At 40.5% G+C, this 22511-nt stretch carries 8 protein-coding genes; all 8 read left to right on the forward strand.

Annotation, left to right across the window (positions count from 1 at the left end):
* The first annotated feature begins 59 nt into the window (after window positions 1–59).
* The 8 genes from HMPREF2846_RS14285 (at window position 60) to HMPREF2846_RS12865 (ending at window position 22458) form a co-directional block, all read left to right on the forward strand.
* On the forward strand, window positions 60–13877 hold the full coding sequence (locus tag HMPREF2846_RS14285; protein WP_070626788.1) for a G5 domain-containing protein: 13818 nt from the start codon (window positions 60–62) through the stop codon (window positions 13875–13877).
* Between the two features lie 427 nt (window positions 13878–14304).
* The gene (locus HMPREF2846_RS12835) at window positions 14305–15510 is read left to right on the forward strand and encodes a DegT/DnrJ/EryC1/StrS family aminotransferase (RefSeq protein WP_002480007.1); all 1206 of its coding nucleotides are present in this window, start codon (window positions 14305–14307) and stop codon (window positions 15508–15510) included.
* Window positions 15507–16616, forward strand: a complete 1110-nt coding sequence (locus tag HMPREF2846_RS12840) for an ATP-grasp domain-containing protein (protein WP_070462695.1) — start codon at window positions 15507–15509, stop codon at window positions 16614–16616. The genes HMPREF2846_RS12835 and HMPREF2846_RS12840 overlap by 4 nt, the downstream gene beginning before the upstream one ends.
* Window positions 16617–17522: an NAD-dependent epimerase/dehydratase family protein gene (locus tag HMPREF2846_RS12845; protein ID WP_070626789.1), complete on the forward strand. Its 906-nt coding sequence runs from the start codon at window positions 16617–16619 to the stop codon at window positions 17520–17522.
* Window positions 17500–18090 (forward strand): sugar transferase, encoded by a 591-nt coding sequence (locus tag HMPREF2846_RS12850; RefSeq protein WP_057510097.1) that lies wholly within the window; start codon window positions 17500–17502, stop codon window positions 18088–18090. Before HMPREF2846_RS12845 ends, HMPREF2846_RS12850 begins: the two co-directional genes overlap by 23 nt.
* A 16-nt stretch (window positions 18091–18106) precedes the next feature.
* A complete protein-coding gene (locus HMPREF2846_RS12855) occupies window positions 18107–19363 on the forward strand; it encodes a glycosyltransferase (protein ID WP_070626790.1) in 1257 nt (418 codons plus the stop codon).
* A gap of 105 nt (window positions 19364–19468) precedes the next feature.
* Entirely contained in the window at window positions 19469–20926 is a 1458-nt protein-coding gene (locus HMPREF2846_RS12860) for an O-antigen polysaccharide polymerase Wzy family protein (RefSeq protein WP_070626791.1), read from the forward strand.
* Window positions 20927–20928: 2 nt separating this feature from the next.
* Window positions 20929–22458, forward strand: a complete 1530-nt coding sequence (locus HMPREF2846_RS12865) for an oligosaccharide flippase family protein (protein WP_070626792.1) — start codon at window positions 20929–20931, stop codon at window positions 22456–22458.
* The last annotated feature ends 53 nt before the right edge of the window (window positions 22459–22511 follow it).

Consider the following 22511-nt stretch of genomic DNA (forward strand, 5'->3'; position numbering starts at 1 on the left):
AAACTAAATGTTGAACAAGCGAAACAAAGGTTTGGAGAAAACGAGGAGGAATTTTTTCTATGAAAAAATTAGATTTTCTTCCGAATAGACGGAACAAGTATTCTATACGTAAATTTACCGTAGGAACAGCTTCGATTCTATTAGGAACAATGTTGATTTTAGGAGTAAACGATGAAGCCAGAGCAGCTGAAAACAGCACATCTGATTCATCAGGTAGCAGCTCAAGCAGCTCGACGGGAAGTGGCGACACTTCAACAACTGAGTCAACTACAGAAACTACACCGACACAAGAGACACAAACAAATACGCCAGAAACAACGACGAATACGACAGAAACAGCACCACAAGTTGATGCCTCTCTACCACAAGAACCGGCTCAAAATACAACTGAAACAACAGAAACACCTGCGACATCCACGCCATCTGGTGAGACGTCTGCGCCAACAACTGACCTTGCGCCAGCACCAGATACGACTACAGAACAAGATTCAACACCTTCTAATCAAGAATCTTCAACATCAACACCTTCAGAAACACCAACACCTTCACAGCCATCATCCAATGAATCATCTCAAACACAAAGTACTCCTGATACTAAGACAACACCTTCAACAGACGTACCTTCATCATCAAACGACACTTCATCAGACTCTCAAACAACACCGTCAAATGATACATCATCAGAATCTCAAATGGCACCATCAAATGACACATCAAAGCCAGATACATCAACAGGAACGTCAGATGCACCATCAACAACTGACAGTAATACTACAAATAGTACAGCTAATGATACTTCTACACCAAATTCAACGAATGACACAACAATTTCATCTATTGAATCACCAACACCGACATTGTCTCAGGATTTGTCACAAACATTGAATAGCAGTACAGATAAGGAAAGTGCTTTAACAGATTATTTAGCAACTGAAGAAAATTTATCACCTGAAGCAGCACAACAAGTGGTAGATGGTATGGCAGTAGATGCGAATACTGCGACAGATGAAGAAATCGCAGGTGCTTTATTGACTTCTTATTTACTGAATACATCGAGCGCACCTGGCAGTGATCCTGTGGGTGAATTACCATTAACAACATCTACACAATCATCAACGACATCAAGTTCAACAAGTATTTCACCGACGTTTCGTATGATGGCATTTTCAGCATATGCAGCACCAGCACCAGCGACACAAGTCAGCACGTGGGATCAGTTTATTGCGGCGTTAAATGACAAAACAGTCTCTAATATTCAATTGACTGGCAATATCACAGGTACAAGCTCACCGAACCTTCAAACTTCAACAGGACGCTCTGTGACGATTGATGGTGGCGGTTATACGTTGAATACGGGAACGAATATTATTAACGCCCCAGCAACATCAGGCAGTTGGAATATGACGTATCAAAATATGAATATTACAACGGGCAATACAGGTGGTTTAGTAAACTTCGGGGCAAGTACGACGACTAACAACACTATCTCGTTCAATAACGTCAAACATACTGGCAGTAACTTGGTGAGCAGTACACTCGCAAACCAAAACGTGAATGTCAATATTAGCGGCAACTTCAGTTCAATTAGTAATGACAGTACTTTAAACCGTTCAAACATTGGTGCGAAGAATATCAATATTGCGGCAGATGCGACAGTTAATATTACACGTACTGGTTTAGGTAACGCACTGCAAGTGGTTGATGGCGGTGTAATTACAACAGGTACGAATTCAAATATTACAATGAACGTTTCGCCAACCAACCCATGGGGCACAACGAACGGCACAACTGCATTCCAAGTCGGTAATGGCGGCTCTGTGTTAATCGGTGATGGTTCGACATTAAATATTACAGGTCAAAATATTTTTGACTTTGCGAATGATGGCACGCTTTACACAGGTGCGAATTCTACAATCAATATCAGTCAAAAAGGTAACGGTAACATTGTAGATATGGGGACTGGCAGTACTTTCGAAGTTGGCCAATACTCTAAATTCATCGCATATTCCGATGGACATCGTGCGGGTGATTACTCAAACAACAACCTGATAGGATTAGATGGTAACTCTCAAATTTTAATTGATGAGTACGCGACATTGTTCTTAGATGCGAAAAACCATCAATGGAACCCGGATACTAAGACACAAGTCGGCGCTTATAATGACTTAGTCAACATTAATGCGACAGGTACACAAAGTGCATTATTATGGGTGAAAGATAATGCGACATTAGACTTGCGTACAGATAACCGTGACTATTACGCGGAAGTTTTATCGATTCCTTTAGGCGGAACAAGTCAAAACCGCCAATTTATCTTTGATAATGCGAACTATATCAACTTCCAAAAGAACAGTATTGTCACAAGTGGCCAAAGTACAAATGGCAGTAAGCCGAACTTGATTTATATGGATCCTGGCTCTCCAGGTTATATGAAGTGGAATGGCTCTTATATTGTTAAAACTTGGAATGCGACACACTTTAGTGATCCAAATCAAAGTGCAGATGCGGATACAGTTTGGTCTGACGTCGTAGATTTACAAGCAGCACAAAAAGGTTTCTCTACAGGTACACCAACTTATAATACAACAGAATCTACAAGTGCCAGCTCAACACCTTCAGGTACGAGCAGTAAAGACTTAAGTACTTTAAACTTAAATACGATTCAAAGAATTGTGCTGATCAGTAATAACTCAGTCAACCCTGAAGCTGTGCCGGCGCAAACAACAGTAGAAACAATTGAGCCAAGCACAAGTTATCAAGCTGTTTCAGACCCGACAAAACCGCTTGGTACTGAAACGATTGTGGTAGAAGGTGTACCAGGTTCACAAACTGTAACAACAGAACCAGGTAAAGATACTATTGTGAACGTGACACAACAGCCAACAAACGAAGTTATAGGTGTGAATAATGTACAAGCGACGACAACAACTATTCCTTACAACACACAATATGTCGGTGTAAACCAACCAACAGATTATACAAACGTGCGTACACAAGGCCAAGCAGGATCAACAACAACGACAACGACTTATACGGTTGACCCAGCAACAGGTCAATTATCTAATCCAGTGACTACTACATCGACAGTTCAACCTGTAACACAAGTCATTGAAAAAGGAACAGTTCAAACAACAACAGCAGATGTACCATATGAAACGATTTATAGAGAAAATCCAAACTTACCTCAAGGTACACAAAACGTTATACAACAAGGGGTAACGGGTCAAACACAAACGACAACGACTTATACAGTGAACCAGACAACAGGTGCATTAGAAAATCCGACAACATCAACAACGACATTAACACAAAAGCAAGATCAAATTATTGAAGTAGGATCAGGTGTGACAACATCAACAACTTCACCGATTCCATCAGGTACGACATATGTTGCAGATCCAAACCCTGATGCAGGTGTGGGAGACCAAACAGTTGTGACGCAAGGTCAAGATGGTGTCGCAACAACAGTAAAAGAACCTGGTCAAGAAGCAGTTACAACAACGACAACACCAGCTGTTGATGAAGTCATCAGTGTGGATAATGTTGATACTAACGTGACACCGATTCAATATAATACGGTGTATCGTTATAACCCGGATTTAGCAGTAGGAACAACGAATACGTTAGTTCAAGAGGGACAAAATGGTTCAACAACGACGACAACAACGTATGATGTAGATGCGACAACAGGTGCATTATCTAACCCGCAAACTGTGACAAATACAATCAACCCAGTTGACCAAGTCTATGAATATGGACCAGTCGCAGGCGATACAGTGTATCAAGTCGACCCGAACTTACCATACAACCAAACAAATACAGTGCCAGGCACGCCAGGGGATCCGAACGATCCAAACAACTTGCCGACGGACACAATTGTTTATGTTGGTAATGTCAGCACATCAACGACACCAATTATTCATAGTACGGAATACATTGGTGTGAATGAACCGACGACGTATAGAAATGTAGTGGCTGAAGGCAGTGATGGTTCAACAACAACGACAACAACATATGAGGTCAATCCTCAAACAGGTGAATTGATTAATCCGCAAACTAATACAGAAACAGTGCCTGCAGAAAATCGCGTAATTGAAAAAGGGACAGTCCAAGTTACAACAGCAGAAGTACCATATGAAACGACTTATAGAGAAAACCCAGATTTACCACAAGGCACAGAAAATGTGTTGCAAGAAGGTGTGGTAGGTCAAACACAAACAACAACAACTTATACAATCAACAGCACAACAGGTGAATTAGAAAGTCCCGTTTCAAATACAGATACTTTAGTACAAGCACAAGACCGTATTATTGAAGTGGGTACAGGTACGACGTCTGTCACAACGACACCAATTCCAGCGACAACGGTTTACCAAGCGAATCCTGACAAAGATTCAGGTACAGGTGACCAAATTGTGATTGTTGAAGGTCAAGATGGTGTGTCAACAACAGTGAAAGAACCAGGTCAAGAAGCGGTTACAACGACAACCACACCAGCGGTTAATGAAGTCATCGGTGTAGATAATGTTGATTCAGCGACAGCACCGATTCCATATGAAACTATCAACCGTTATAACCCAACATTACCTGTTGGTTCACAAAATGTAGTCGTTCAAGAAGGACAAGAGGGTACCGCAACGACAATCAAGACATATGAAGTTGACCCGGCAACAGGTGCGTTATCTAATCCGGTGACAACGGAAGAAGTGTCTCCATCAACACCGCGTATCGTAGAATACGGACCAGTTGAAGGTAATACGGTTTATCAAGTCGACCCGAACTTGCCATACAACCAAACAAATACAGTACCAGGTACACCTGGAGATCCAAATAATCCGAATAACTTACCGACGGATACTATTGTGTATGTCGGTAACGTCAATACAACAAATGAAACATTACCTTATGACACGCAATATGTAGGTGTTAATCAACCGACAGATTATACAAATGTACAAACAGCAGGTCAAAATGGTGTGACGACAACGACAACAACTTATGAAGTCGATCCAAATACGGGTACATTGATTAATCCATCTATTTCAACACAAACGACACAACCTGTGACAGAAGTGGTTGAAAAAGGAACAGTCCAAGTTGCGACAACACCAGTACAATATGAAACGATTTATCAAGAAAATGCGAATTTACCTGTAGGCGTTCAAAATGAAATCCAACCAGGTGTGGTTGGGGAAACAACAACGACAACAACGTATACAGTGAATCCTGAAACAGGCGCATTAGAAAATCCGTCATCAACAGATGCGACAACAGTTCAAAAACAAGACCGTATTATTGAAGTCGGTACAGGTACAACTGTTGTGACTACAGATCCGATAGCGCCGACAACGGTTTATGAAGCAAACCCTAATCCAGATGCGGGCACAGGTGATTACACAGTAATAACACCTGGACAAGCAGGTGAAACGACAACTACGAAAGAACCTGGTCAAGAGCCAGTCACTGAAATTACGACACAACCTGTGAATGAAGTCATTGGTGTGGATAACGTAGATACAACAACAGAAACAATTCCGTACCAAACAGAAACACGTTATAACCCGAACTTGCCAGTAGGCAGTACAGATGTAGTGGCACAACCAGGTCAAGATGGTGTGATTACGACAACGACAACGTATGACGTAGATACAACGACAGGACAACTGTCTAATCCACAAGTGTCAACAGAGACAACACAACCTGTGACACAAATTATCGAATATGGTCCGGTTGCCGGAGAAACGATTTATCAAGCAGACCCGAACCTGCCATATAATGAAACAACGACGGTTGAAGGTACGCCTGGCGATCCGAATGACCCGAATAATCTGCCTACAAACACAGTGATTAAAGTAGGTAATACAACACATGAACTCGCAACATTACCTTATAACACGCAATATGTAGGTGTGAGTCAACCGACAGATTATACAAATGTCAGAACAGAAGGACAAGAAGGTTCAACAGCTACGACAACGACGTATACAGTGGACCCAGAAACAGGTGCGTTATCAAATCCGGTCACTTCTGTTCAAACGATTGGACCAGTTACACAAGTGGTTGAAAAAGGAACGGTTCAAACGACAACAGCGGATGTCTCATATGAAACGATTTATAGAGAAAACCCAGATTTACCACAAGGCACACAAAATGTGGTTCAACAAGGCGTGGTTGGTCAAACACAAACAACGACAACGTATACGGTAAATCCAGAAACAGGTGCGTTAGAAAGTCCGACATCTGACACAATAACTACGATTTACAAACAAGACCAAATTATTGAAGTAGGTACAGGCGTAACGACATCTACAACGTCACCGATTTCACCGACAACAACTTACCAAGCGAACCCTGATGCAGACCCTGGCACAGGAGACCAAGTTATCTTAGTGCCTGGTCAAGAAGGTGTTGCGACAACGGTAAAAGAGCCAGGTAAAGAAGCGGTCACTACAACAACTACAGAACCGGTAAATGAAGTGATTGGCGTGGATAACGTGGATACTACAACGAGCACGACAGCTTATGATACGATTACACGTTATAATCCGAACTTGCCGACAGGCAGTACAAATGTAGTTGTTCAACAAGGTCAAGATGGCGTTACAACAACGACAACTACGTATGAAGCAGACCCGACAACAGGCCAATTATTAAATCCGCAAGTAGAAACAAACACAACAGAACCAGTGAGTCAGATTGTGGAATATGGTCCTGTCGCAGGCAATGTCGTGTATCAACCTGACAGTAATGTACCTTATAATCAAACTAATACTATTGAAGGTACACCTGGAGACCCAAATGATCCGAATAACTTACCAACAGATACAGTTGTCAAAGTGGGTAATGTGCAAACGGATGTGACGACACAACCATATGAAACAACATATGTAGGTGTGAGTCAGTCGACAGATTACACAAATGTTCAAACACAAGGTCAAGACGGTACAACGATTACCACAACAACGTATCAAGTGGATCCAAACACAGGTTCACTATCAAACCCTGTGACTGCAGTTCAAACGATTGCGCCAGTGACACAAGTGGTTGAAAAAGGAACAGTTCAAACAACTACAGCGGATGTCCCATATGAAACGATTTACAGAGAAAATCCGGATTTACCACAAGGTACACAAAATGAAGTTCAAACAGGTATTACAGGTCAAACACAAACAACAACGACTTACACAGTGAACACACAAACAGGTGCACTAGAAAGTCCAGTTGAAAACACAACGACATTAGTTGAAAAGCAAGATCGCATTATTGAAGTGGGTACAGGCGTAACAACGTCTACGACAACACCAATCCCACCTGAAACAACTTATCAAGCAAATCCTGATAATGATCCAGGTGTCGGCGAACAAACGATTATTACACAAGGTCAATCTGGTGTATCAACGACAGTAAAAGAACCTGGACAAGAGGCAGTGACGACAACGACAACAGAACCTGTGACGGAAGTCATTGGCGTAGATAATGTGGATGTGACACAACAAGATATTCCGTATAACACGATTGAACGTTATAATCCGAATTTACCAGTGGGTACCACAAATTCAGTGGCACAAGAAGGGCAAACGGGTCTTAAAACAACAACGACAACGTATGAAGTTGACCCAGATACAGGCGCATTATTAAATCCTGCGATTAATACAACAGAAACTGCGCCAGTAGATCGTATTATTGAATATGGTCCAGTGGCAGGAGAAGTAATTTATCAACCGGATCCAAGCTTACCAGTAGGCCAACAAACGACTACTGAAGGTGTACCAGGGGATCCAAACGATCCGAATAACTTACCGACAGATACGGTTGTTAAAGTAGGTAATGTCGATACTGCGACAACAATCTTACCGCATGATGTGACATACGTGGCAGTAGATCAACCGACAGATTATAAGAATGTCGCAACAACAGGTGTCGATGGTTCAACGACTACTACAACAACGTATCAGGTGGATCCAAATACAGGTGTGTTAAGCAATCCGACATCAGTTAATCAAACAACAGAACCTGTGACAGAAGTTGTGGAAATCGGTACGCAACAAGTCACTACAGCTGAAGTACCTTATACAACGATTTATAGAGAGAACCCAGACCTTGCGGAAGGTACACAAAATGAACTTCAAGCAGGTGTCATTGGGCAGACACAAACGACAACAACTTATAGCGTGAATCCAGAAACTGGAGAGTTATACAATCCAGTTGCGAATACAGTAACGCTGACTGAAAAACAAGATCGTATTGTAGAAGTCGGCACTGGCGTGACAGTAACAGACACAACAGTGATTCCGCCGACGACAACGTATGAAGCAGCACCGAACCCAGATGCAGGTGTCGGTAACACGACAGTGATTACAGAAGGTGTACCAGGTGAATCAACAACAACGAAAGCACCAGGACAAGATCCAGTTACTGAAACAACAACACCGCCTGTCAACGAAGTGATTGGTGTTGATAATGTAGACACAACAACAGATACGATTCCATTCGATACGCAATATGTGGCAGTAGATCAACCTATCGGCTATGAAAATGTGGCGACATCAGGTCAAAATGGTACAACAACGACAACAACAACGTATCAAGTCGACCCGAATACAGGTGCATTGATTTCTCCAGAAACAACAACGACGACAGAACAACCAGTGGCACAAGTGATTGAAATCGGTACAAAACAAGTGACAACAAACGATATTCCATTTAATACAACGTATGTCGATAATCCGAACTTGCCAGTAGGAACTGAAAACGAAGTCCAAGCAGGTATTGTGGGACAAGAAGAAATCACAACAACATATACTGTAAATCAGACAACAGGCGCACTTGAAAATCCGGTGTCTGTGACAACAACACAAGTTGAAAAACAAGATCGTATTATTGAACGTGGTACAGGTGTCACAACAACTGAAGTGACAGAGCTGCCACCGAAAACAATCTATGTTGCGGATTCAGATAGTGATGCAGGTGTGGGCGGTACGACTGTTCTTACGCCAGGACAAGCAGGTTCAACAACGACAACGACTGAACCAGGTCAAACACCTGTCACAGAGACAGTTCCGGCTGTAGACCAAGTTGTAGGTGTTGATAACGTAGATACAAGCACAACAGATGTTCCGTTTGAAACGCAATATGTCGGTGTGAACCAGCCTGTGGGTTATGAAAATGTTGCAACGACAGGTCAAAACGGTACAGAAACAACGACAACAACGTATGATGTGAATCCGGAAACTGGAGCGTTGACGAACCCTCAAGTTTCAACAACATCAACACCAGCTACTGCACAAGTTGTGGAAATTGGTACAATGCAAGTTGAAACTAACGATGTGAATTACGAAACAATTTATAGAGAAAATCCAGACTTGCCTGCAGGTACACAAAATGAAATTCAAGCAGGTATTACAGGACAAACTCAAACAACAACAACTTATACAGTAAATGCGCAAACAGGTGCGTTAGAAAATCCAACTTCAAATACAGTAACAACAAAAGAAGTACAAAACCGTATTGTGGAAGTTGGTACAGGTGTAACGACACAAACTACGACACCAATCGCACCAACAACAAGTTACACCGCAAACCCTGATACAGCGCAGCCAATCGGAGAACAAACAGTGATCACAGAAGGTGTGCCAGGTGAATCGACAACAACGAAAGCACCAGGACAAGAGCCTGTTACTGAAACAACAACGCAACCTGTGAATGAAGTCATTGGTGTAAACAATGTGACACAAACAGAAACGGATGTACCATATGAAACAATTATCCGTTATAATCCGAATCTGCCAGTCGGCACAACGGATTATGTAGCACAAACAGGACAAAATGGTTCAACTATTTCTACAACAACTTATGAAGTTGATACAAACACAGGTGCATTGATTAATCCGAACACACAAACAACAACAATTGATCCAATAAATCAAATTGTAGAATACGGACCAGTTGCTGGCGGTACAACATATCAAGCAGACCCGACATTACCAGCTGGTCAAACAAGTACAGTACCAGGTCAACCAGGAGATCCGAATGATCCGAATAATCTGCCGACGGATACTGTGGTAAAAGTGGGCAACGTGACAACAGAAACAAGCCCAGTTCCTTATAACACACAATATGTAGGTGTTAGTGAACCGACAACGTATACAAATGTTCAAACACCAGGTCAAAATGGTACTGAGACAACAACGACAACGTATACTGTGAACCCAGAAACAGGTGCACTTGAAAGTCCAGCAACTACAACAACGACAATCCCTTCAACAACTGAAGTGATTGAAAAAGGTACAGTACAAGTTGTAAATACGGATATTCCTTACGACACAGTATATAGAGAAAATCCAGATTTACCTGTAGGTACACAAAATGAAATTCAAGCAGGTAGCGTTGGCACATCACAAACAACAACAACTTACCAAGTGAATGGTCAAACAGGTGCGTTAGAAAATCCAACGTCAGAAACAACAATTCTATCTGGTGCACAAACACGCATAATTGAAGTAGGTGTCGGCACAACTGTTACGACAACAGATGTGATTGAGCCTAAGACAAACTATGTCGCAAATCCAGATGCAGACCCAGGCACAGGTGATCAAACAGTCATCACACCAGGTGAGCCAGGTGAATCGACAACAACGAAAGCACCAGGTCAAGAGCCTGTCACTGAAACAACAACACCAGCTGTTGATGAAGTGATTGGTGTAGACAATGTGGATACGACAACACAAACAATTCCGTACGAAACCATCATTCGTTATAATCCTGATTTACCTGTCGGTACAGTGAATCAAGTGGTACAAGAAGGTCAAGACGGTACGACAACAACGACAACGACATATGAAGTAGACAGCACAACAGGTACATTGTCTAATCCGCAAGTAACACAAAGCACACCAGCACCTATCAATAAAATTGTAGAATATGGTCCGGTTGAAGGTACGATTGTGTATCAACCAGATGAGAATCTGCCATATGGTGAAACAGAAACAAATCCAGGTACGCCAGGCGACCCGAATGATCCGAATAACTTACCGACTGAAACAGTAGTGAAAGTGGGTAACCAAGTTACAACAACGGATGCGTTGCCATATGACACGCAATATGTTCCAACAACTGAACCAGTAGGCTATGAAAATGTGAAAGTCGCAGGTCAAGATGGTACATCTACAACGACAACAGTGTATGATGTGGATCCAACAACAGGTACATTAAGCAATCCAGCAGTGACGACAAATACAACACCAGCTGTCACACAAGTTGTTGAAAAAGGCACAACGCAAGTCACAACAAGTGCTGTACCATATGAAACGGTTTATGTAGAAAATCCTAATTTACCTGAAGGTGCACAAAATGTGCTTCAAGAAGGTTCAGCAGGTCAAACACAAACAACGACAGTTTATTCACTCAATGCGGAAACAGGTGCTTTAGAAAACCCGGTTTCTTCTACAGTGACAACACAAGAAGCAATCAATCGTATTATTGAAGTCGGTACAGGCGTAACGACAACAACGACAACACCGATTGCGCCGACTACGTCATACGAAGCTAATCCAGATTATACGCAACCTGTCGGAACACAAACTGTGACAGTCCCTGGTCAAGCAGGCGAATCAACGACAACGAAAGCACCAGGACAAGAAGCGGTTACGGAAACAACGATTCCTGCAGTGAATGAAATTATTGGTGTGAATAACGTAGAACGTACAGAAACAACCATTCCATACGAAACAATCGTACGTTATAACCCAAGCCTTCCTGTAGGTACAACAGATTATGTCGCACAAGAAGGTACGAACGGTACAACGACAACGACAACAACGTATGAGGTAGATAATCAAACAGGTGCGTTAACGAATCCACAAACACAAACGACAACAGTAGATGCGGTGAATCGTATTGTGGAATATGGGCCGGTAGAAGGCGGCATCATTTATCAACCAGATGCGACGTTGCCTGCAGGTCAAACATCTACAACACCAGGTACACCTGGAGATCCAAACGACCCAGATAACTTACCGACAGATACTATTGTGAAAGTCGGCAATACAACAACAGAAACAACTCAAGTACCTTATGAAACGAAATATGTAGGTGTTGATGCACCAACAACTTATACGAATGTACAAACACCTGGTCAAACAGGTACAGAAACAACAACAACAACGTATAGCGTGAATCCTTCAACGGGTGCTTTAAGTAACCCGCAAATCACAACAACATCAACACCAGCTGTTGATGAAGTGATTGAAAAAGGTACGACACAAGTCACAACAGCTGACGTTCCTTACAATGTGGTTTACAAAGAAAATCCTAATCTACCTCAAGGTACAGAAAATGTACTGCAAGCAGGTATCACAGGACAAACGCAAACAACAGTAACGTATACGGTGAATCCGCAAACAGGCGAGCTAGAAAATCCATTATCAACAGATCAAGTGCTAGTAGAAAAACAAGACTTGATTATTGAAGTGGGTGTCGGCACAACATCAACGACAACAACAGAAATTCCGCCAGAAACAACGTACGTTGCGAACCCTGATCCAGACGCAGGTACAGGTGATACACAAGTGGTGACACCAGGCGTACCGGGCGAGTCAACGACAACGAAAACACCAGGACAAGAAGCGGTGACAGAAGTTACTACACCAGCGGTTAATGAAGTGATTGGTGTAGACAATGTGGATACGACAACGCAAACGATTCCGTATGAAACAATCATCCGTTACAATCCAGACTTACCTGTCGGTACAACAGATTATGTTGCGCAAGAAGGTCAAAATGGAGTCACTACAACGACAACAACGTATGAGGTGGACAGTCAAACAGGCGCGTTGACGAATCCTCAGACTGAAACACAAACAACAAATCCAGTGCAACGTATTGTGGAATATGGACCAGTAGAAGGCGGTGTGGTCTACCAACCAGATTCAAGTGTGCCATATGGCGAAACAGTAACTATTCCAGGTACACCAGGAGATCCGAATGACCCGAATAATCTGCCGAAAGACAGAGTGATCAGTGTCGGCACGAAAGTGGTCACAACGACAGATATCTCATATAACACAATCTACCAAGACAATCCGAACTTACCAGCAGGTACAGAATATGAAGTACAGCCAGGTAAAACAGGTCAAACACAAACAACAACAGTTTACGGCGTAGATCCAAAAACAGGTGAACTCATCAATCCAGATACAACAACAATTACACTGGTTGAAAAGGTAGACATAATTGTTGAAAGAGGAACTGGCACAGTACCAGTTGACCCAGAAGATCCGGGCACAACACCAGAGGAACCAGAACAACCTGAAGATCCGGGCACAACACCAGAAGATCCAGGTACAACACCGGAAGAGCCACAAGAGCCGGAAAATCCTGAGAAACCAACACCAGAAGTTCCAGAAACGCCAGGCACACCAGAACAGCCTGAAAATCCAACGCAACCAGAAAAACCAGAAGTACCTGAAACAGAAGTGCCAAATGAACCAAGCGAACCAAATCAACCAGAACAACCAATAACACCAAGTACACCTGAGACACCAACACAACCAGAAAAACCATCACAACCGACATCACCAGAAGTTACTGTGCCATCTGAAGATAAAGATGGAGTAACGCCACCACATGTACCATCTGAACCTGAAACTAATGATGGTACAACAGTAACGACTGAAGGTGAACAAGATGTACCAGCTCAGTCAGAAGCTGAAGGTAAACAACCAACAAAATCAGATAAGCAACAAACTGCTAAAGATAAAGACTTGCCTGATACAGGTCAAGATGATGTGAAGAAAACATTATTCGGCACATTGTTCGCTGGTTTAGGTGCTTGGTTACTCTTTGGCAAACGTCGTAAGAAAGATAAAGAAGAGAAATAAGTATTAAATTTAAAAACTGAATAAGTAAGATGAGACGTCCTTTGAAAGTTCAAGGGGCGTCTTTTTTATGCTTTTTATTATGAAATGGTAAAGGCGAGATTTTGTTAATTGTATGTAAAGAATGTTAAGTGAGTGTTGGTTTTATAATTAGTTTATTAATAGTATGTAATTCTAAATTTAGGATTGTTAAATAATAATTTTAATTACGAATATTGATTGAATACTTTTTACTTAGTGGATTATACTGTTACTAAATTGGAACATAATATCTAATTAGAATATTTGCGATGTGTGATGAAATGGCAGAAATCTTTTCGGATGGAAGCGATAAACAAAAAACCATTTGGATATTTGGCAGATATTCTAAAGTATTATTTCTTGGCATCATAGTGAGAGATAATCGTTAAAGATAAAGGAGAAGATAGCTATGCAAATACCATTTAGTCCGCCTAAAATTTCTGAAGAGGCCATCGAAAGTGTTGTGGAAACTTTAAGATGCGGTTGGATTACGACAGGGCCTAAAACGAAAGCATTTGAGGAAGCGTTAACTGACTATATGGGGACAGAAGGTACAGTCGCAATGAACTCAGCAACGGCTGCTTTAGAAATGACATTACGTTTATTAGGTATCGGCGAAGGGGACGAAGTCATCACTTCTGCTTATACATACACCGCTTCAGCCTCAGTCATCGCCCACGTCGGCGCTAAAATTGTATTAGTAGACACGCAAAAAGACTCCTTAGAAATGGATTACACACAACTTGAAGATAAAATCACAGAAAACACAAAAGCCATTATTCCTGTGGATATTGCTGGTCAATTATGCGATTACGATCGATTATTTGAAATTGCACGTCGTAAACAAGCACTTTTCCACACGGAAAATCCTGTGCACGCTTTATTAAATCGTATTGCGATTATTAATGATGGTGCCCATTCATTCGGCGCGACCAAAGGGGAAAACAAAAGCGGCAGTTTCGCAGACTTTACCACATTCTCTTTCCATGCGGTAAAAAATCTGACGACTGCTGAAGGTGGGGCAGTTACATGGACGAAAGATTACGAAGCACATGGTTTTGATTTACAGAAACTATACAAAACTTCTATTTTGCACGGTCAAAGTAAAGATGCCTTATCTAAAATGCAGAAAGGGAACTGGGAATACGACATCTCAGAATTAGGTTACAAATTCAATATGACAGATATCAATGCAGCCATTGGTTTGGATCAACTCAATCATTATGATGAAAACTTAGCACGCCGTAAAGAAGTGGTACGTTTATATGATGAAAATTTAAACTCAGATGTTATCAAGACGCTTAAACACTTTGATAACGATAAAGAATCCAGCTGTCATTTATATATCACGTGGATTAAAGGGGCAACAGAAGAACAACGTAATGCGATTATTGAACATTTGGCAGATGAAGGTATTGCGACAAATGTTCATTATAAACCGTTACCGATGTTTTCAGCGTACCAAGAATACGGCTTTGACATTAAAGATTTCCCGAATGCGTATGCGCATTATGTGAATGAATTGACATTACCGCTCTATCCGCAATTAACTGATGAACAAGTAGAATACATTATTAAACAAGTGAATGAAGCAGTCGGCGGGGTGCTGGTATGAAGAAGGTCTTAATTCTAGGTGTGGCACCTGTACAAGCTGAAGCTATAGAGAAATTAAAAGAGATGGGTTACGAAACACATGCGTTGGCTATGAAAAAAGATGGCCCTGGTGCTGACAGTGCAGATTATTTTGAAGAGATTAATATTATAGATGAAGCAGCAGTCATCGCTTATATCAAACAACATCATATTGATGCTGTTTATTCAGTAGGCTCAGATTTGGCTATGCCAGTTGCGAATAAAATCTCAGAAGCCTTAGATTTACCACACTTTGTCAGTTATGACACAGCATATGCATGTAATCACAAAGATGTGATGCGTGCACAAACCAAAGGGATTACAGGTTCTGTCCCTTTTGAAATCACAAAAGATGTGAACCATCAAACAGAAATTGACTACCCAGTCTTTGTAAAACCGACAGATGGTCAAGGACAACGTGGCATTACTTTAGTGACACAAGCTGCTGATTTACCAGAAGCGATTGCTTATGCGGTGGATCAGTCTAGAGAAGGCGCAGCAATTATTGAACGCTATATCGATGGTTATGAAATTTCAGTGAATGGCTATGTTGTAGATGGCGAATTGCAATTTACCTTGGTATCGATGCGTGAAACGTGGCCGCAACATCCAGGTTTAATCCATAAACATATTATCGACCCTGATTATGATTATCCTATGGCTTCTATTGAAGCAGCGATTGCAGCACACTTAGAGACTCTGAAAATTCAAAATGGTCCTGTGTATGCGCAAGTAAAAGTAATGAATCACGAAGCATTTATTATTGAAATTACGCCACGCTTTGATGGTTGTCATATGCATAAATTGATTCAATATTATAATCATGATGACTTATTAGAGAAAACGTTCAAGCATCTTCTAGAAGAACAAGCCCCTACATTTACGGAGGCGACAACAACACAACCTGTGGTTTTAGAGTTTATGTGTGAGACACCGAAACAACCGATTGATTATTATCAATTCAAAGTACCAGATCATACTTTAGAAAGCTATCGTTATTACCAACAAGGAGAATTCATCAGACCTGTTAACGGTGTGTATGACAAAGTGGGCTTTTATATTTATCCGCTGATGAAGGAGGAAGATTAAATGGCCTTTAGAATTACAGGCGGCACAGGATTGCTTGGTCGCTATCTGACTGCTTTATTAGAAGATAAAGCTATTGATTATACAGTTTTATCACGTTGTCAAAATACAGAAGATGCGTATCAAGTCCAAACCGATTACAGCGAGGCTTCTTTGGAGATGATATTTCAAGAAGATGATGTCATTGTTCATCTGGCAGGTAATAGAGGACCAAAGAAAAACATCAGCAGTTATACAGAAGAAGTACAGATGGCACAACATGTGTTTGAAGCGGCGCTTGAACAAAAATGTAAAAAAGTAATCGTGGCTTCTTCTATTTCTGTATATGATGATACTTCTACATTGCCTTGGCAGGAAGAAGACGCAGTGAATGATGTGCCGAAGTCTTTATATGGTTTGAATAAACGTTATATTGAACAGCTGGCTGCGTATTATCGTAAGCATTATCAGTTGGATATAGTGTGTTTACGTTTCTCTCATTTATTTGGCGCACATGAGAAAAATAACTATATGATTAATTATTTTATACGCTTAGCTTTGTTAGGGAATCCCTTAACAGTAATGGGTGAGAGTGATGTATCACGTGAATTTTTATATGCGAAAGATGCGGCAAATGCGATTTGGCAAGCGTCACAGCATCCAAACACTTCCTTAATTCAAAACATTAAAGGCAGTGAAACGTTAACGAACCTAGAAGTGGCGCAACATATCAATCAAGTGTTCGGCAATCCGACTGACATTCAACGTCAAGATGAAGATGTGCCGGATTATTTTGAACCTTCTTATATGGATGGTGCACGAGCACAACAAGAAATTGATTTTGTCCCTCAATATCAGTTTATAGATGCATTACAAGAAATTTATCGAGAAATGGAGGGGCTGCGTGATGAGTTACCGGAAAAATATTAAGCGTTTGTTAGATGTGTTGTTATTTGTAGCATTGTTGCCGGTGTTATTAATTGTAGCTTTGCCTGTTAGTATAATGATTAAGAGAGAAGATAGAGGCAGTATCTTATATAATGGGCAACGTTTAGGTGTCGGTATGTTGCCTTTTGAAATGCATAAGTTTCGTACAATGAAAGAAAACGCACAAGACATTCGTAATGCGGATGGCAGTACGTTCAATAGCGATCAAGACCCACGTGTGACAAATATCGGTCGTGTGTTACGTCAAACAAGTATTGATGAATTACCACAATTGCTGAACGTATTAAAAGGTGACATGAGCTTTGTTGGACCGCGTCCGAGTCCGCTTGGCAATACACATCGTTATCCGGATTACTATAAAACAAAGTTTCATGTGAAACCTGGTATTACGGGTTTAACACAAGCTTTGTTGCGAAATAGTGCTTCGATGGAAGAACGTATGCGTTTAGATGCTTTCTATGCGGCGAATGTCAGCTTTAAAATGGATGCATTTGTGATTTATAAAACGATTTCAACGGTGTTATTACGAAAAAATATTAATCAGAAGTAAGAGAGGAATAGCACTTATGAAGAAAGAACTGATTTTGTTGACGAATTACTTTCCTTACTATAAAGGAGAGGAATATTTAGAAGAAGAAATCAAATATCTGGCAGAAGCCTTTGATCACATTGTGATTGTTCCGACGATGGTCAGTCAGAAGATGAAGGTGACAAGAGAAGTACCGGATGTTGCGACAGTCATCGACTTGCCTTTCCCGCAAGGGCTAAAAGATAAGGCCATCAACTTTTTAAAGACAGGGCCAAATATTTTATTGAGTCAACCGCGTTTACGCAGTATCGGTGAAAATGCAGGTTCCTTAAATCCTTATAAGTGGATGTACAATTTGTATTTTGAATCGAGAACAGATGCGATTTATCAAGACTTAGTACACTCACATTTATTACCGGAAAATGATGGCTATACGCAGCTTTATATTTACAGCTATTGGTTTTATATCACTGCGAACCTCGGCAGAAAATTAAAATATGATTATTATGGTGATGATTCTATCCCATTTATTTCTAGAGGACATGGTTATGATGTCAATGATTATATTAAACCGTTTAGCTTCTTGCCGATGCGTCAAACAATGTTGAAACATGTGGATGCGTTATACCCAGTGTCTGATACGAGTTCGAACTATTTAAGCAACAAGTTCCCGAAATATGCGGATAAAATTGAAACCAGACGTCTCGGTGTAGGTGAAGGCAATTATCAAGTTTCATTACGTCAGCCGCCTTTATTTGTCAGCTGTTCAACGATTCGTAAATTAAAGCGTTTAGATGTCATTATTGATGCGTTAGCACAATTGAATGAACAAGGTTATGATTTCAAATGGGTACATATCGGTGATGGTCCAGATGCGCAAAAAATTGAAGCAATGGCAAAAGAGAAATTAAAGCCGTCTCAATATGAATTGATTGGGCGTTTGCCGAACAAAGACGTCAGAAAATGGTATCATGAGCATAACCCGACGTTATTTTTAAACACTTCTGAATCAGAGGGTGTACCAGTCTCTGTCATGGAAGCGATGGCGAATGCGATTCCTGTTGTAGCTTCAGATGTCGGAGGTACAGCTGAAATTGTACAAACAGATGTAAATGGTACTTTAATCAGTGACGCACTTAAGCCAGAAGAGGCAGCACGTGCGATTGAATATTTCATAAATCTTTCAGATGAAGCTTATCAAGGCTATGCGAAAGGTGCTTACCAAACTTGGCAGACGCTCTGTGATTCTGAAAGTCTTTATACTGAATTTGCGCATGAACTTGCACAACCTTAAGCGTTCAACTCAGTATATTGCTAGACACCTATGACACAACCAGACGAAAGCGTGTAATACGCAAGAAACGACAAATAAGTAACGAATGAGTAAGTAGGTGGAAGTTTGACCAAGTTATTAAGATGGTGTGTGCTGATGATTGCGGTGATATTGCTTACTATCGGCATTATCTTTTCGAATATTACCTTGTTATTTAGTGCACTCTTATTATTTTTCCTGAACAATCTGATATATGGACTAGAAGCGTTCAACCAGCGGGTCATCTTCTTTATGTTCAATGTGACTTTCTTTGTCTTTTTAATGGGCAGAATGGTTGTCAGCAAACTGTTCCATTATCATGAAAAGGATTTTAAACTGCTGGGAACGTATTTTACAGATCAAGCCACAATATTTAATATTTTAATCTTATTAAGTTTAAGTTTGTTTTGTCTCTTTTTAGGATTTGCGATGTTAGATCGCACGGTTCAACAAGGGTTTAAACAGTTTCAGCCTATTGAGACGACATATAAACAAAATATCCGAATCATCAGTTTAGGTGTCTTTACGATTGCGATTATTTTTAAGCTGATGTATTTGGCAGAAGCGGTTCAAGCTTCACAATCACAAGGGTATTATGCCTATTTTTCTAGTTTTAAATCGAATTTACCAGGTGTGTTTGTGTTGATTAGTCGAATGTTCCCAGTCGCATTCTTTGTATATCTCGCAACATTGCCTGCACAAAAGAAAGCATGGCTGCCGATACTTGCTTATTTATTTGTAGATGGGCTTTCTGTATTAACCGGATCTCGTTCTGACTTTATGTTAGATGTGCTCATCTTGTTTATTTATTTCTGTTATCGTAATATTTTAGCGAAGCAGACAGGTACACAAGCATGGTTCGGTAAAAAGACAATTATTGCGGGCATTATTTCAGCACCGATTTTATTAGCGTTGATGAATTTTGTCGGTAATAACCGAGACGGAGAAAAGACTGACGGTGGTTTCTTTGATGCATTGTTATCATTTTTCTTCTCACAAGGTATCAGTGTCAATGTCATTGGTTATACCATCGAGAAGGCGAAAGAAATCCCGGATAAAATCTATTCTATTGGACCGTTAACAGAGTATGCCGTTTACAATATTTGGGGCAATTTAACTGGAGGGCAAGGCGGATGGTCTGGCCAATCGGTTGAACGTGCTTTAGAAGGGTATCAGTACTCGCATACAATGTCTTATGTCATTATGAAAGACTTGTATCTTAAAGGTGTAGGTTATGGTTCAAGTTTCGTTGCTGAAACTTATCATGATTTCGGTTATGTCGGCATGATGTTCGGCAGTATTGTCATTGGTTTATTAATTGCGTTATTTACGAGAATGTTGACCGCAAAACATATTTTAGTGATTGCGGCAGCTTTAATCATGGCACGAATGATGTTATTTATTCCACGTGCTAGTACAATCGCGTTTATTATTGATACTTTTTCACCAGCGAATATTTTCACAGTGCTTGTGATTTTCGGATTAGAACGTGTGATGCGTTCTTACTTTGAACGCAAGCGCAACCAACATAAACAGGAGTTATGAGTATGAATCAAAGAAGAGCTGGCGCCATCTTATCCTACATATCCATATTTGGTAATATTCTAGTGGCGATTTTATATACACCGTTCTTCATTAGAACGCTCGGCACTTCTGAATATGGGTTGTATAATTTGGTTTTATCCTTTTTAGTTTATTTGAACATTATGGATTTAGCGTTCGGTAACACGATCGCCAAATACTTATCACAAAACAGAGTCAAAGGTTCAAAGGCACAAGAGGCACGTATCTTAGGTAATATCTTAAATATTTACTTTTTGTGTTCCTTATTAGTCGGTCTGATGGGCTTGGTTTTGTATTTGAATGCTGAAGCGGTATTCGGCAATGCATTAGCACCTCAACAATTATCAGAACTGAAATTGATGTTGATTTTTATCATTATCAATATCATGATTTCATTTTATCCAGGTATTTTTAACGGCATTTTACAAGCGTATGAATACTTTGTGATTGCGAAGAGTATGTTGCTGATCCGAGTGATTATGCCTTCTATCATTGCGACACCGTTCTTATTAATGGGATTTGGCGCAGTTACGATTATATTGATTACGTTAATTGTCAACTTTGCGTGTCTGTTCTTAGGCATGATTTTGTGTCGGCGCCATGTATCGATACGCTTTGATTGGAAAGGTGCATTATCGTTTAATCATTTAAAACAGCAGAAACAATTGAACGTGTATTTAGGTTTAGTTTTGTTTTCTATTGCGATTGAACAATTAACGTTAAATTCTGGTCAAATGATTTTAGGTGCGATTAACGGAACGGTTGCGGTTGCGATTTATGTCATCGCTGTACAGTTCGTAAAAATCTTCCAACAGTTTGCGACTTCTATTAATAATGTGACCTTCCCAGGATTCTCAATGTTAGTGGTAGAAGGTGCAAGTAATGAACGTTTACTTCAACAGATGGTACGCATCAGTCGTATTCAATTGATTGTATTATCGTTTATCTTATCCGGTTTTGTGATTTTCGGTGAGAACTTTATTGTGATTTGGGCAGGACAAGATTTCAGACCTGCGTACCTTATGACGGTAATTTTAATGTTTACGATTACTTTCCAACTATCACAGTTGCCGGCAGTCAGCATTATTCAAGCACATAATCGCCAAACATTTCGTTTTATGGCTTTAGCAATTACCTTAGTATTAGCCATGATCAGTGCGGTCATTTTAGCGCCGAAGTATAGTGGTTACGGTGTTTCACTTTCTATCGCAGCGTTCAGCTTTATCGGCTATACACTGATTATGAATGTATATTATCACCGTAAAATCGGTTTGAATATGTATCGTTTCTGGTTTGAGATGAGTAAAATATGGTTGCCGATGATAATCTCTACAGTCATTTACTATTTTATTTATCAATGGATTGCGCAACTCTTAGGTAAAGGGTTAGTCGTGCTAGGTATAAATATTATCGTTTATGTTATTTTGTATTCTGTCGTGTTGTGGACAGTCATTATGAACCAAAGCGAGCGACAAATGGGTATGCAAGTAATACAGCGCTTTAAACGTGCGTAAATATAACTGTGAAAACGTTAAAAAGAATAAATACAAACAAAGACGCTATTCAG

Origin of the sequence: Staphylococcus sp. HMSC056G08, assembly GCF_001812305.1 — a bacterium.
GTDB classification, from domain to species: Bacteria; Bacillota; Bacilli; order Staphylococcales; family Staphylococcaceae; genus Staphylococcus; species Staphylococcus simulans.

Excerpts from the sequence above, each read along its gene's own strand:
- HMPREF2846_RS14285 (WP_070626788.1), top strand. The coding sequence starts at position 60 with ATGAAAAAATTAGATTTTCTTCCGAATAGACGGAACAAGTATTCTATA.
- HMPREF2846_RS12835 (WP_002480007.1), top strand. The coding sequence starts at position 14,305 with ATGCAAATACCATTTAGTCCGCCTAAAATTTCTGAAGAGGCCATCGAA.
- HMPREF2846_RS12840 (WP_070462695.1), top strand. The coding sequence starts at position 15,507 with ATGAAGAAGGTCTTAATTCTAGGTGTGGCACCTGTACAAGCTGAAGCT.
- HMPREF2846_RS12845 (WP_070626789.1), top strand. The coding sequence starts at position 16,617 with ATGGCCTTTAGAATTACAGGCGGCACAGGATTGCTTGGTCGCTATCTG.
- HMPREF2846_RS12850 (WP_057510097.1), top strand. The coding sequence starts at position 17,500 with ATGAGTTACCGGAAAAATATTAAGCGTTTGTTAGATGTGTTGTTATTT.
- HMPREF2846_RS12855 (WP_070626790.1), top strand. The coding sequence starts at position 18,107 with ATGAAGAAAGAACTGATTTTGTTGACGAATTACTTTCCTTACTATAAA.
- HMPREF2846_RS12865 (WP_070626792.1), top strand. The coding sequence starts at position 20,929 with ATGAATCAAAGAAGAGCTGGCGCCATCTTATCCTACATATCCATATTT.